Annotated in this window: 11 protein-coding genes and 1 tRNA gene; 2 read left to right on the top strand and 10 right to left on the bottom strand. The window is 60.1% G+C overall.

Translation table 11 applies throughout. The features are described 5' to 3' along the window. Positions 1-78: 78 nt before the first annotated feature. On the bottom strand, positions 79-1,323 hold the full coding sequence (gene urtA / locus ACZ5M5_RS11125; RefSeq protein ID WP_464739018.1) for an urea ABC transporter substrate-binding protein: 1,245 nt from the start codon (positions 1,321-1,323) through the stop codon (positions 79-81). Between the two features lie 320 nt (positions 1,324-1,643). On the opposite strand from urtA, the gene ACZ5M5_RS11120 reads away from it, so the two are divergent. After that, positions 1,644-5,036, top strand: coding sequence for an ATP-binding protein (locus tag ACZ5M5_RS11120; RefSeq protein WP_092144401.1), 3,393 nt, complete (start codon positions 1,644-1,646; stop codon positions 5,034-5,036). Continuing rightward, entirely contained in the window at positions 5,011-5,703 is a 693-nt protein-coding gene (locus ACZ5M5_RS11115) for a response regulator (RefSeq protein WP_103308400.1), read from the top strand. The genes ACZ5M5_RS11120 and ACZ5M5_RS11115 overlap by 26 nt, the downstream gene beginning before the upstream one ends. Before the next feature lie 190 nt (positions 5,704-5,893). Here the strand turns inward: ACZ5M5_RS11115 and ACZ5M5_RS11110 are convergent. The 9 genes from ACZ5M5_RS11110 to thrS form a co-directional block, all read right to left on the bottom strand. After that, positions 5,894-5,970: transfer RNA gene (locus ACZ5M5_RS11110), tRNA-Pro, on the bottom strand. Between the two features lie 90 nt (positions 5,971-6,060). Continuing rightward, positions 6,061-6,417 (bottom strand): MerR family transcriptional regulator, encoded by a 357-nt coding sequence (locus ACZ5M5_RS11105; protein WP_003179985.1) that lies wholly within the window; start codon positions 6,415-6,417, stop codon positions 6,061-6,063. After that, the gene (ihfA, locus tag ACZ5M5_RS11100; RefSeq protein WP_002553164.1) at positions 6,398-6,700 is read right to left on the bottom strand and encodes an integration host factor subunit alpha; all 303 of its coding nucleotides are present in this window, start codon (positions 6,698-6,700) and stop codon (positions 6,398-6,400) included. Before ihfA ends, ACZ5M5_RS11105 begins: the two co-directional genes overlap by 20 nt. Positions 6,701-6,703: 3 nt before the next feature. After that, complete coding sequence (gene pheT / locus ACZ5M5_RS11095; protein WP_464739017.1) at positions 6,704-9,082, bottom strand: phenylalanine--tRNA ligase subunit beta; 2,379 nt, start codon at positions 9,080-9,082, stop codon at positions 6,704-6,706. A 31-nt stretch (positions 9,083-9,113) separates the two neighbouring features. Beyond that, positions 9,114-10,130 carry a phenylalanine--tRNA ligase subunit alpha gene (gene pheS / locus ACZ5M5_RS11090; RefSeq protein ID WP_003203624.1) on the bottom strand — a complete coding sequence of 339 codons (1,017 nt, stop codon included), beginning with the start codon at positions 10,128-10,130 and terminating at the stop codon, positions 9,114-9,116. A 109-nt stretch (positions 10,131-10,239) separates the two neighbouring features. Then, positions 10,240-10,596 (bottom strand): 50S ribosomal protein L20, encoded by a 357-nt coding sequence (rplT, locus tag ACZ5M5_RS11085; RefSeq protein ID WP_002553161.1) that lies wholly within the window; start codon positions 10,594-10,596, stop codon positions 10,240-10,242. Positions 10,597-10,626: 30 nt separating this feature from the next. Further along, positions 10,627-10,821: a 50S ribosomal protein L35 gene (gene rpmI, locus ACZ5M5_RS11080; protein ID WP_002553160.1), complete on the bottom strand. Its 195-nt coding sequence runs from the start codon at positions 10,819-10,821 to the stop codon at positions 10,627-10,629. Positions 10,822-10,881: 60 nt separating this feature from the next. After that, positions 10,882-11,433 carry a translation initiation factor IF-3 gene (gene infC, locus ACZ5M5_RS11075; protein ID WP_169432615.1) on the bottom strand — a complete coding sequence of 184 codons (552 nt, stop codon included), beginning with the start codon at positions 11,431-11,433 and terminating at the stop codon, positions 10,882-10,884. Continuing rightward, the gene (thrS, locus tag ACZ5M5_RS11070; RefSeq protein ID WP_014337550.1) at positions 11,433-13,355 is read right to left on the bottom strand and encodes a threonine--tRNA ligase; all 1,923 of its coding nucleotides are present in this window, start codon (positions 13,353-13,355) and stop codon (positions 11,433-11,435) included. The genes infC and thrS overlap by 1 nt, the downstream gene beginning before the upstream one ends. Positions 13,356-13,696: the final 341 nt, after the last annotated feature.

Below are 13,696 nucleotides of genomic sequence, written 5' to 3'. Positions count from 1 at the left end.
GAAAAACGCTGGAGCTCCATCGCCGGCAAGCCAGCTCCCACAGAGTGTTGGAGTCGGCCTGCCGCGATGGCCCAGACCTTACTGATAGCCTTTAGGGAACGGATTCGGCTCGATCAGATCGGACTCGTACACCACTTTGAACTGGCCATCGGGCTGCACTTCACCGATGCGGGTCTTGCTCCACAGGTGATGGTTTTCATGCACTTTGAAGTAGCCTTCAGGCGCGGTTTTCAACTCGATGCCCGGCGAGGCTGCAACCACTTTGTCGACATCGAAGCTGCCGGCTTTTTCCACCGCAGCCTTCCACAACCATGGGCCCAGGTACGCGGCCTGGGTCACGTCGCCGATCACCGAATCCTTGCCGTACTTGGCCTTGAAAGCGTCGACGAAGGCTTTGTTGTTGGGGTTGTCCAGGCTCTGGAAGTACTTCATCGAGGCATAGAAACCGGCCATGTTCTCGCCGCCGATGCCCAGCAACTCATCTTCGGTGACCGAGAGCGTGAGCAAGGTCTGCTTGGCCGAATTGACACCCGCCGCATTGAGTTGTTTGTAGAAGGCCACGTTGGAGCCACCCACCACTGCCGCGAACACCACGTCGGGCTTCTTCAACTTGACTTTGTTGATCAGCGAACCGAACTGGGTGTTCCCGAGCGGGTAATAGTCTTCGCCGACCACGGTGCCGTGCAGCACGTTTTCAATGTGCTTGCGGGCAATCTTCATCGAGGTGCGTGGCCAGATATAGTCCGATCCCACCAGGTAGAAGGTTTTGGCGCCTTTGGTCTTGGCGATCCAGTCGAGGCTGGCGAGGATTTGCTGGGTGGCTTCCTGGCCCGTGTAGATCACGTTCTTCGACTGCTCCAGCCCCTCGTAGAAAGTCGGGTAGTAGAGCAGGCCGTTTTCTTTCTCGAAGATCGGCAGCACAGCCTTGCGCGACGCCGAGGTCCAGCAGCCGAACACCGTGGCCACCTTGTCGTTGACCAGAAGCTTCTTGGCCTTCTCGGCGAAGGTCGGCCAGTCGGAGGCGCCGTCTTCTTGGATCACCTTGATCTGCCGACCGAGGATGCCGCCTGAAGCGTTGATCTGCTCGATGGCCAGGCGTTCGGCCTGGATCGAACCGGTCTCGGAAATCGCCATGGTGCCGGTGGCCGAGTGCAACTGGCCGACCGTGACTTCAGTGGCGGTCACCGCCAGGCCGGTGCTATTGGCCTCGTCGGCCCATACACCCTGGCTGAACACACTGGCAGCCAATAGCGACAGGGCCGCCGCCCCCAGCGCCAGGCGGCGCGGCAACAGGCCTTTGGTCCGGATCAATCGTGGTTCCATGCTGCTACTCCTCTGCGATGACGCTGACAGCTCGCCTTGGGGCGGCCGGCAACGGTGGTGGCATCAGCATGGCGGCGCGGATCGGCGACGGGTATACGCAGCCTGACGTAAGCGCATACGTCATTTGACGTAGGGAAAAATGCACCAAGGCGGCGCAGGCTATCGCTCCAGGCGCCGCCTGAACGGCACTGCGCGGACACGCGCGCAGGCAACCGTTGGCGCGGCACGACGGCGCGGTGCAGGGCATGAAAATTGCTCGGTTATCCGCCACGGGCACACCCGCCAGGCACGGAGCGCCTTGACCCCAGGAGTCTTTCGCCGTGCTTCCACCTGGCACCCAGCGCATCGCCAAGATCCGTCGCGACTACAACAGCTGGGTCGCCGACGAAACCATGGAAGACTACGCCCTGCGTTACACACCAAAGTCCTTTCGCAGATGGTCGGAGCTGCGCATCGCCAACACCGCCTTGGGCGCGGTGTCGTTCCTGGCCCTGGAGGCGATTGGCGGGGTGCTGGCCCTGAGCTACGGCTTCACCAACACCTTCTGGGCGATCCTCGCCGTGAGCCTGATCATCTTCCTCACCGGCCTGCCCGTCAGCTACTACGCCGCCCGCTACGGCGTCGATATGGACCTGTTGACCCGCGGTGCCGGCTTCGGCTACATCGGCTCGACCATCACCTCACTGATCTACGCCAGCTTCACCTTTCTGTTCTTCGCCCTGGAAGCAGCGATCATGGCCCTGGCCTTGGAGCTGTACTTCCATATCCCATTGGCCTTTGCTTATGTGATCTGCTCTGTGCTGGTGATCCCCCTGGTGGCCTATGGGGTGACCCTGATCAGCCGCCTGCAACTCTGGACCCAGCCGTTGTGGCTGGTGCTGCTGGTGCTGCCCTATCTGTTTGTGCTGCTGAAAAACCCCGAGGCCTTCAGCGACTGGACCAGTTTCCAGGGCCGTGATGCCAGCGGCGACTTCAATCTGCTGGCGTTTTGCGCTGCCTGTACCGTGGCCCTGTCCCTGGTGACGCAGATCGGCGAACAGGTCGACTACCTGCGCTTCCTGCCGGAAAAAACCGCGTCCAACCGCAAGCGCTGGTGGGCCGCCCTGCTCTGCGCCGGCCCCGGCTGGATCCTGCCCGGCGCCCTGAAAATGTTCGCTGGCGCCTTCCTGGCGTTTCTCGCCCTGCAACACGAGATCCCCATCGAGCGCGCTACGGAGCCGACCCAGATGTACCTGGTGGCCTTCGGTTATGTGTTCGCCTCGCCGGAATGGGCCCTGGCGGCCATGGTGCTGTTCGTCTTCGTCTCGCAGATGAAGATCAACCTGACCAACGCCTACGCCGGCTCCCTGGCCTGGTCGAACTTTTTCGCCCGGGTCACCCACAGTCACCCCGGCCGCGTAGTTTGGCTGGTGTTCAATGTGGCGATTGCCCTGATGCTGATGGAGCTGGGGGTATTCGACGTCATTGACCAGGTGCTCGGTCTCTACGCCAACATCGCCATCGCCTGGATCGGCTCGGTGGTCGCCGACCTGGTGATCAACAAACCCTTGGGGTTGTCACCGAAATACATCGAGTTCAAGCGCGCTCACCTCTACGACATCAACCCGGTGGGCGTCGGCTCCATGCTGATTGCCTCGCTGCTGTCGGTCCTCGCCCACTTCGGTCTATTTGGTGCGCTGGCCCAGGCCGCCCCGCCCTTCGTCGCCCTCGGCACCTCGCTGGTCATGACCCCGCTGCTGGCCTGGGCCACACGCAGCCGCTATTACATTGCCCGCACTAGCGATCCGCTACTGCTGCAACCGGTGGCACCGAGCACGCTGATCACCTGCGGCCTGTGCAGCAACCCGTTCGAAACCGCCGACATGGCTTTCTGTCCGGCCTACAGCACGCCCATCTGCTCACTTTGCTGTTCGCTGGATGCGCGTTGCGGAGATCGCTGCAAACCTCACGGGCGTCTGTCGGCGCAGTTCGAAGCGCTGTTGCATTGGTTGCTGCCCAATGCAACGGTGCCACGCCTGCACACCCGGCTAGTGCATTACCTGGGCCTGCTGCTCGCGCTAATCCTGATGCTCAGCGGCGCTCTGGCGCTGATCTATGGCCAGGCCTCCCAGGGACTGCCCCACTCGCCGCAAGCCCAGGCGACGCTGTACCAGGCATTTTTCCAGGCCTTCCTGACGCTCTCGGTACTGGCGGCCATCCTCGCCTGGTGGGTCGTTCTGACGCGGGAAAGCCGCCGCGTGGCCCAGGAAGAATCGGACCGCCAGACCCTGCTGCTGATGCAGGAAATCGAAGCCCACCGCTTGACCGACCAGGCCCTGCAAGATGCCAAGGAGGCTTCCGAGGCGGCCAACGCGGCCAAGAGTCGCTACGTCACCGGACTGTCCCACGAACTGCGTACGCCGTTGAACAGCATCCTCGGTTTTACCCAGATCCTGCAGCGCGACGCGGCCATGCCGGAGCAGCATCAGGATGCCCTGGCGACCATCCTGCGCAGCGGTTCGCACCTGCTGTCGCTGATCGACGGCCTGCTCGATGTGGCCAAGATCGAGGCTGGCAAATTGCGCCTGGAGCCGACGGAAATCCCCTTCCCGGAACTGATCCACGATCTGGAGCTGATGTTCACCCCACAAGCCCGGGACAAAGGGTTGCGCTTTCGCCTGGAGCTGATCGGCAAGATGCCGGCGGTGGTGCGAGGTGACGAAAAGCGCGTCCGGCAGATCCTCATCAACCTGTTGGGCAATGCGGTCAACTTCACCGACAGCGGCGAGGTCTGCCTGCGGGTCAGTTACATGCGCGAGACGGCAACCTTCGACATCATCGACACGGGTATCGGCATCGACCCCGAGCACATCGAGCGAATCTTCCAGCCTTTCGAGCGCGGTGATCTGATGCGCCAGGACAAGGGCGTTGGCCTGGGCCTGACCATTACCCGCATGCTCACCTCGCTGATGGGCGGCGAGTTGCAGGTCAAGAGTCAGCAGGACAAGGGCACCTGTTTCCAGGTGCGCCTGTTTCTCTCGCAAGTACGGGTGCCGCAAGCGGTGATCCATGTCGAACACGACATCATCGGCTACCAGGGGCCGCGGCGTCTGGTGCTGGTAGTGGACGACCATGTGGACCATCGCAAGGTCCTCAGCGGCATGCTTACGCCCCTGGGCTTTGAAGTGGTCCAGGCCAGCAACGGCCAGGAAGCGATTCGCCAGGTCGCCCTGCTGGGGCCGGACCTGATTCTCATGGACCTGTCGATGCCGACGATGGATGGCTGGGAAACCAGCCGGCTGATCCGCCGCAATGCGTTGTCCACGGCACCGATCATCGTGATATCGGCCAATGCCTTTAACGACGAGCGCGAGCGCAGCCTGGCCAGTGTCTGCAACGACTACCTTGCCAAGCCGGTACACACCCCGGAGCTGCTTGAGCGGATCCAGAAACAGCTCGACCTGCACTGGCTGCGCCGCGAAAAACCAGCCCCTGCGACATTCCCCGAACCGGGGATATTGCCCTCACAGCCTGACCTCATCGCCCTCGGCGAACTCAGCGCCATCGGCTACGTACGCGGTCTGCACGAAAAACTCGACGCCATCCAGGCCGAGACGCCGGCCACCGCCCCTTTCATCAGTTCGCTACGCAAGCTGCTGAAAAATTTTCGCCTGGACGAAATCAACCGCGCCCTCAAGGAGGCAGAAGATGAATGCACTGACCACAGTCGCTGAACCCGGTGTCGTGTTGATTGTGGACGACACCCCGGACAACCTCGCCATGCTCTCCGACGCCCTCAACGATGCCGGCTACATGGTGTTGGTGGCCCTCGACGGGCTCAGCGCCCTAAACCGCATCGAACGCCGGCGTCCAGACCTGATTCTGCTGGATGCGATGATGCCGGGCCTGGATGGCTTCGAGACCTGCCGGCGGATCAAGGAGCAACCGGCCAACGCCGATATTCCGGTGCTGTTCATGACCGCGCTGACGGAAAGCAGGCATGTGGTCCAGGGCTTTGAAGTGGGTGGCAGCGACTACGTGACCAAGCCGATCCAGACCGACGAAGTGCTGGCCCGGGTCGCCGCGCACCTGCGCACCTCGCGCATCCTGCTGTCGGCCCGAGCGGCGTCACAACCAGCCGCGCCGAGCCTGGACGACGAGCCGGCGCACAGGGTGCTGTCGGCACGCTTTCAGCTCACCGGTCGGGAAGTCGAGGTTCTGCGCTGGGTGGCCTGCGGCAAGACCAACCGCGACATCGGCACCATTCTTGATCTGAGCCCACGCACCGTGAACAAACATCTGGAACATGTGTATGTGAAGTTAGGTGTAGAAACACGCACAGCAGCGACCTCGGTGGCCTTGTCGGCCATGACCGACTCTCGCAACAGTACTTCAAGGTGAGCCACGATAACCGGACGTATTGTTGGATGAGCACTGGGGCCGTTTTCGTCCATGACAGAACCTGGTGGATGAAGCAGGAACGTTAGAAACGGCTCTGGATTTTCAGCCCAGCCACCCAGGCAATGCGGGGGTATTTTTTAGACATGAAAAAGCCCAACCTTTTCAGATTGGGCTAAGTCATTGAAAAATATGGTCGGGACGGAGTGATTCGAACACTCGACCCCTAGCACCCCATGCTAGTGCGCTACCGGACTGCGCTACGCCCCGACTAGGCGTGAATCTTGTTCCGCTTCTCAACGGAACGCTCAGGAATATATCGCAAGCTTTTGAAAACTGGAAGTATTTAAAGCAGAAATTTTATTTCTTGAGCACCACCAGCACATCTTCAAGCTCGGCGATCATCTGGCGGATCATTTGTTTGTACTGGGTTGTATCGTCCTTGGCCTCATCACCGGAGAGGCGCAGGCGTGCGCCGCCGATGGTGAACCCTTGATCGTACAGCAGCGCACGGATCTGCCGGATCATCAGCACGTCTTGTCGCTGATAATACCGGCGGTTTCCGCGGCGCTTGACCGGGTTGAGTTGAGGAAACTCCTGCTCCCAATAGCGCAGCACGTGCGGTTTTACCGCACACAGCTCGCTGACTTCACCAATGGTGAAGTAGCGTTTGCCCGGGATGACGGGTAGTTCGTCGTTATGACTTGGTTCCAGCATAAGCCTCAACTCGGGCCTTCAACTTCTGCCCTGGACGAAAGGTGACCACACGGCGAGCCGTGATCGGGATTTCTTCTCCCGTTTTCGGATTGCGGCCAGGCCGCTGGCGTTTGTCCCGAAGGTCGAAATTGCCGAAACCGGACAACTTGACCTGTTCGTTGTCTTCCAGAGCGTGCCTGATTTCTTCGAAAAACAGTTCGACCAATTCTTTGGCCTCCCGTTTATTCAGGCCCAGCTCCTCATACAGACGTTCCGCCATCTCAGCTTTCGTCAGAGCCCCCATACGTCACTTCCTTAACGTGGCGTTCAACCTGTTTTCGAGCGAGGTGAGGATATTCTGCGTTGCGGTATTCACCTCATCGTCATTAAGAGTGCGCGATGGATGCTGCCAGGTCAAGCCAACTGCAAGGCTTTTTCTATGCGGATCAATGCCTTTACCCTGATACACGTCAAATAGCCTGAGGTCCGTCAGCCATTCGCCTGCATTTTCACGGATTACCTCCAGCACGGCGCTGGATGCAACGTCACGATCGGCCAGCAACGCAAGGTCACGACGCACTTCAGGAAAGCGCGATAACTCTTGGAATTTCGGCATTTTCCCTTGGGCCACTTCGGCCAGCACCAGCTCGAAAACGAAGACTGGACGATCGAGGCCCAGGGTTTTCGACAGTTCCGGGTGGATGGCGCCGACATAGCCGACTTCACGCCCGTCTCGCTCGATGCGTGCGGTCTGCCCCGGATGCAGCGCCGGGTGCTTGCCTGGTACGAAAGTGAATGCGTCGAGCGCGCCGGCGAAGCCCAGCACCGCTTCCACGTCAGCCTTGACGTCGAAGAAATCGACGACATCGCGACCTTGCGCCCAGCCTTCCGGCAAGCGACTGCCGCAGACGACACCGGCCAGCATCGGCTCTTGCTTCAAGCCGTCCAGTTGACCGACGAAGCGCAGGCCGCTTTCGAACAGACGCACGCGATCCTGCTGGCGGTTGAGGTTGTGCTGCAGCGACTTGACCAAACCAGGCCATAGGGACGAGCGCATGGCCGCCATGTCGTTGGAGATCGGGTTGGCCAGCAACAGCGGCTCGACACCGGGGCTGAACAGCTCGAACTGGCGTGGATCGATGAAGCTGTAGGTGATCGCTTCCTGATAACCACGGGCCACCAGCAGGCGACGCAGTTCCGGCAGATCGCTGCGGGCTTCGGCCTTGGCTTGCGGGGCCAGGCGCGCTTGCGGGTAGCGAACCGGCAGACGGTTATAGCCATACAGGCGAGCCAGTTCTTCGATCAGGTCGACTTCCAGGCTGATATCGAAGCGATGGCTTGGCACTTCGACGCGCCACTGCCCTGCCCCATCGGCGCTGATGTTCAGGCCGAGGGCGCTGAGCAGGCGTTCGACTTCGGCCGGGGCCATTTCCATGCCCAGCATCTGGGTGATGCGCTGGGCACGCAGGGTGACCGGTGCAATCTTCGGCAGGTGCTGTTCGCTGACGGTCTCGATGATCGGGCCGGCTTCGCCACCGGTGATCTCCAGCAGCAGGCCGGTGGCGCGCTCCATGGCTTCACGGGCCAGTTGCCAGTCCACACCACGCTCGTAGCGATGCGAGGCGTCGGTGTGCAGGCCATAGGAACGCGCCTTGCCAGCGACGGCGATCTGGTCGAAGAACGCGCTTTCCAGGAATACATCGCGGGTCGTGGCGGATACACCACTGTGTTCGCCGCCCATTACGCCAGCAATCGCCAAGGCGCGGGTATGGTCAGCAATCACCAGGGTGTCGCTGCGCAGGGTCACTTCCTGGCCGTCGAGCAGCACCAGCTTTTCACCCTCTTCAGCCATGCGCACGCGGATGCCGCCGTTGATTTCGGCGAGATCGAACGCATGCAGCGGCTGACCCAGCTCCAGCATCACATAGTTGGTGATGTCGACGGCGGCGTCGATGCTGCGCACGTCAGCGCGACGCAGGCGCTCGACCATCCACAGCGGTGTTGGCTTGGACAGGTCGACGTTACGGATCACACGGCCCAGGTAACGCGGGCATGCCGCCGGCGCCAGGACCTCAATCGAACGCACTTCGTCATGCACCGCCGGCACGGCCGCGACCACCGGACGCGTCACGGGGGCGGCATACAGCGCGCCGACTTCGCGGGCCAGACCGGCCAGGGACAGGCAGTCGCCACGGTTCGGCGTCAGGTCGACCTCGATGCTCGCATCGTCCAGGCCCAGGTACTCACGGATGTCCTGTCCCACCGGCGCATCAACCGGCAGTTCCATCAGGCCATCGTTGCCTTCGCCGATCTGCAGTTCGGCCTGGGAACACAGCATGCCGTTGGACTCGACGCCACGCAGCTTGGCTTTCTTGATCTTGAAGTCGCCCGGCAGCTCGGCACCGATCATGGCGAACGGGATCTTCAGGCCTGGGCGCACGTTAGGTGCGCCGCAGACCACCTGGAAAGTCTCCGCGCCATTGCTGACCTGGCAAACCCGCAATTTGTCAGCGTCCGGGTGTTGCTCGGTGCTCAACACCTCGCCCACCACCACGCCACTGAATTCGCCGGCGGCCGGCGTCACGCTATCGACCTCAAGACCGGCCATCGACAGGCGAGCAACCAGCTCGTCTCGACTTACCTGCGGGCTTACCCAGCCGCGCAGCCATTGTTCACTGAATTTCATCCTGTTCTCCTAATAAATTCGTTACCACGACCTAGCGAAATTGCGCAAGGAACCGCAAGTCGTTGTCGAAGAACAGGCGCAAGTCATTCACACCGTAACGCAGCATGGCCAGGCGCTCGACGCCCATGCCGAAAGCAAAGCCCGAGAATTCTTCCGGATCGATCCCGGACATACGCAGCACGTTCGGGTGAACCATGCCGCAGCCCATGACTTCCAGCCAGCCAGTCTGCTTGCAGACGCGGCAGCCTTTGCCGCTGCACATCACGCATTCCATGTCGACTTCAGCGGAGGGCTCGGTGAACGGGAAGTACGAAGGGCGGAAACGCACCGCCAGTTCTTTTTCGAAGAACACCCGCAGGAACTCTTCGATCGTGCCTTTCAGGTCGGCGAAATTGATGTCGCGATCAACCAGCAGGCCTTCGACCTGGTGGAACATCGGCGAGTGGGTGATATCGGAGTCGCTGCGGTACACACGGCCTGGGCAGACGATGCGGATCGGCGGCTGCTGCGATTCCATGGTGCGGACCTGTACCGGCGAGGTATGGGTGCGCAACAGCATGTTCGCATTGAAATAGAAGGTGTCATGCATCGACCGGGCCGGGTGATGGCCTGGGATGTTGAGTGCCTCGAAGTTGTGGTAGTCGTCTTCGACCTCAGGGCCTTCGGCAATGCCGTAGCCGATGTGGGTGAAGAACTGCTCGATGCGTTCCAGGGTCCGGGTCACCGGATGCAAGCCACCGGAAGTCTGGCCACGGCCAGGCAGGGTCACGTCGATGGACTCGGCGGCGAGCTTGGCAGCCAGATCCGCCTCCTCGAACAACGCCTTGCGCGCATTGAGGACTTCTGTGACACGCTCCTTGGCAACGTTGATCAGCGCACCGACCTGCGGACGCTCTTCGGCTGGCAGGTTCCCCAGGGTCTTCATCACCTGAGTCAACTCGCCCTTCTTGCCAAGGTAGTGAACCCGGATTTGCTCCAGGGCATTGATATCTTCAGCGCTTTGCACAGCCTCTAGTGCTTGAGCGACCAGCGCGTCCAGGTTTTCCATGTACAGACTCCAGATACAAAATAGGGGAAGAGCTTTAAGGCTCTTCCCCTATTTATGACGTTTGGCACCTGGGCCCACAGAGGTGGGCCCGGGTGACTGCCGGGGGTACTTAAGCCAAGGTGGCTTTAGCTTTCTCGACAATCGCAGCAAACGCCGCTTTTTCGTTCACTGCCAGATCAGCCAGAACCTTACGGTCGATCTCGATGGACGCTTTTTTCAGGCCAGCGATGAAACGGCTGTAGGACAGACCGTTAACACGAGCACCAGCGTTGATACGAGCGATCCACAGAGCGCGGAACTGACGTTTTTTCTGACGACGGTCACGGTAGGCGTATTGGCCTGCCTTGATTACCGCTTGCTTGGCAACACGGAATACGCGGGAGCGCGCGCCGTAGTAGCCTTTAGCAAGTTTCAGAATTTTTTTGTGACGCTTACGGGCAATGACGCCACGCTTTACACGAGCCATGAGTTACTTCCTCTATTCTTGATCCAAAAATTAACGAAGGCGCAGCATGCGCTCGACTTTTGCCACGTCAGACGGATGCAGCAAGCTGCTACCGCGCAGTTGACGCTTACGCTTGGTCGACATTTTGGTCAGGATGTGGCTCTTGAAAGCGTGCTTGTGCTTGATACCGTTAGCAGTTTTCAGAAACCGCTTAGCAGCACCACTTTTGGTTTTCATCTTTGGCATGTTCGGATACTCCGCATTCAGTTGATAAACATAATCGCAAGGCCTGCCGTGCCCTGGTGATTACTTCTTCTTTTTCGGGGCGATGACCATGATCAGCTGGCGTCCTTCCATCTTAGGATGCTGTTCGACCGAACCGTACTCGAGCAGGTCTTGTTCAACCCGCTTGAGGAGTTCCATCCCCAGCTCCTGGTGGGCCATCTCACGGCCGCGGAATCGCAAGGATACCTTGGCCCTGTCCCCATCACTCAGGAAACGTACCAGGTTGCGCAGTTTTACCTGGTAATCCCCTTCCTCCGTCCCTGGACGAAACTTGATTTCTTTTACCTGAATCTGCTTCTGGTTTTTCTTCGCCGCGGCAATCTGCTTCTTCTTCTCGAAGATCGACTTGCCGTAGTCCATCACCCGGCAAACCGGTGGGACTGCGTCCGCGGAAATTTCTACCAGATCAAGCTTTGCTTCTTCAGCAATACGAAGCGCTTCATCAATCGAGACGATGCCAATCTGCTCGCCGTCAGCGCCAATTAACCGAACCTCGCGTGCCGAGATATTCTCGTTGATCGGGGCTTTCGGTGCAGCTCGTTTATCTTGTCTCATTTCACGCTTAATAATAATTACTCCAAATCTGGGCGACCACGCCGGGAAACCGCTTGCGCGAGGAACTCAGCGAATTCGGCGACGGGCATCGAGCCCAGGTCAGCACCTTCACGAGTACGCACAGCGACAGTCTGCATCTCGACCTCCCGATCTCCAATAACCAAGAGAAAGGGAACCTTGAGCAAAGTATGCTCGCGGATTTTAAAGCCGATCTTTTCATTTCTCAAGTCGGACTTGGCACGAAATCCGCTTTGGTTGAGAGTTTTTTCGACTTCAGCGGCAAAATCTGCCTGTTTATCAGTGATATTCATGATCACTGCCTGGGTCGGTGCCAGCCACGCAGGGAACGCACCCTCGTAGTGTTCGATCAGAATCCCGACGAAACGCTCGAACGAACCGAGGATCGCGCGGTGAAGCATGACCGGGTGCTTGCGGCTGTTGTCTTCGGACACGTATTCGGCGCCCAGACGGATCGGCAGGTTAAAATCGAGCTGCAGGGTACCACACTGCCAGACGCGACCGAGGCAATCTTTCAGCGAGAACTCGATCTTCGGACCGTAGAAGGCCCCCTCGCCCGGCTGCAGGTCATACGCAAGGCCCGCGCTATCGAGGGCGGCGGCCAGGGCCGCCTCGGCGCGATCCCACAGCTCGTCGGAGCCGACGCGTTTTTCCGGACGAGTGGACAGCTTCATCTCGACCTCGGTGAAGCCGAAGTCCCGGTAGACGTCCATGGTCAGCTTGATGAAAGCGGCGGATTCGGCCTGCATCTGCTCTTCGGTGCAGAAGATGTGCGCATCGTCCTGGGTAAACGCACGCACGCGCATGATGCCGTGCAGCGCACCCGACGGCTCGTTGCGGTGGCAGGCACCGAACTCGGCCAGGCGCATCGGCAGCTCGCGGTAGCTTTTCAGGCCCTGGTTGAACACCTGCACGTGGCACGGGCAATTCATCGGCTTGATGGCGTAGTCGCGGTTTTCCGACTGAGTGGTGAACATGTTGTCGGCGTAGTTGGCCCAGTGCCCGGATTTCTCCCACAGGCTGCGGTCGACCACTTGTGGCGTCTTGATCTCCAGGTAGCCGTTCTCACGCTGGACCTGGCGCATGTACTGCTCGAGCACCTGGTACAGGGTCCAGCCGTTCGGGTGCCAGAACACCATGCCCGGGGACTCTTCCTGGGTATGGAACAGGCCCAGGCGCTTGCCGATCTTGCGGTGATCGCGCTTTTCGGCTTCTTCGATGCGCTGGATGTAGGCCGCCAGTTGCTTCTTGTCCGCCCAGGCAGTGCCGTAGACGCGCTGCAACTGCTCGTTCTTCGCATCGCCACGCCAGTAGGCGCCGGACAGCTTGGTCAGCTTGAAGGATTTGAGGAAACGCGTGTTCGGCACGTGCGGACCGCGGCACATGTCGACGTATTCTTCGTGGTAGTACAGGCCCATGGCCTGCTCGTCCGGCATGTCTTCCACCAGACGCAGCTTGTAGTCCTCGCCACGGGCCTTGAAGACTTCGATGACTTCAGCGCGCGGGGTGACTTTCTTGATGACGTCGTAATCTTTCTCGATCAGCTGCTGCATGCGCTGTTCGATGGCGGCCATGTCGTCCGGCGTGAAAGGACGCTCGAAGGCGATGTCGTAATAGAAGCCTTCGTCGATGACCGGCCCGATGACCATCTTCGCGCTCGGGTACAGTTGCTTGACCGCGTGGCCAACCAAGTGCGCGCAGGAGTGGCGAATGATCTCCAGCCCCTCTTCATCCTTGGGCGTGATGATTTGCAGCGTGGCGTCGCTGTCGATGACGTCACTGGCGTCGACCAGTTTGCCGTTGACCTTGCCGGCCAGGGTGGCCTTGGCCAGGCCCGCGCCGATGGATGCGGCGACCTCGGCTACGGAAACCGGGTGATCGAATGAACGTTGACTGCCGTCGGGAAGAGTAATAGTTGGCATGGCGCCTCCTCTCCTAGTGGTGACCCCTACCAAAGGTCACGTGGGTTGGGATGAGCCAGTACAAGATCCAGTCCAGGCCATTCAATGACGAACGCCTGCCTTACAGCGGCAGGAGCCTTGCGGCCAACCGGGAAAACCGAACCAGAGTGACTGGGATTCAAATCAGGGTTATTCGGACTCTTTGCCACCGGGACGAACGAGCATCCGCAGCCTGGAAATAGCCGAGCCCGGCATGCTAGCACAGATGAACGGTCGTCGATGCACAAGGCTGTCGCAGGAAGGCAAATCGTCTGCTTTTATGCCAGAGTGCTGAACTTGATCGGCCCTAGCGCCCTCGAATC

It is taken from the genome of Pseudomonas sp. Van50 (assembly GCF_055390755.1).
The sequence above is the reverse complement of the archived record's forward strand: the minus strand, read 5'-3'. Positions and strand labels throughout refer to the sequence as shown.

Coding starts and splice junctions, on each gene's coding strand:
- urtA (WP_464739018.1), bottom strand. CDS start 1,323: ATGGAACCACGATTGATCCGGACCAAAGGCCTGTTGCCGCGCCGCCTG.
- ACZ5M5_RS11115 (WP_103308400.1), top strand. CDS start 5,011: ATGAATGCACTGACCACAGTCGCTGAACCCGGTGTCGTGTTGATTGTG.
- ACZ5M5_RS11105 (WP_003179985.1), bottom strand. CDS start 6,417: ATGCTGGAACCAAGTCATAACGACGAACTACCCGTCATCCCGGGCAAA.
- ihfA (WP_002553164.1), bottom strand. CDS start 6,700: ATGGGGGCTCTGACGAAAGCTGAGATGGCGGAACGTCTGTATGAGGAG.
- pheT (WP_464739017.1), bottom strand. CDS start 9,082: ATGAAATTCAGTGAACAATGGCTGCGCGGCTGGGTAAGCCCGCAGGTA.
- pheS (WP_003203624.1), bottom strand. CDS start 10,130: ATGGAAAACCTGGACGCGCTGGTCGCTCAAGCACTAGAGGCTGTGCAA.
- rplT (WP_002553161.1), bottom strand. CDS start 10,596: ATGGCTCGTGTAAAGCGTGGCGTCATTGCCCGTAAGCGTCACAAAAAA.
- rpmI (WP_002553160.1), bottom strand. CDS start 10,821: ATGCCAAAGATGAAAACCAAAAGTGGTGCTGCTAAGCGGTTTCTGAAA.
- thrS (WP_014337550.1), bottom strand. CDS start 13,355: ATGCCAACTATTACTCTTCCCGACGGCAGTCAACGTTCATTCGATCAC.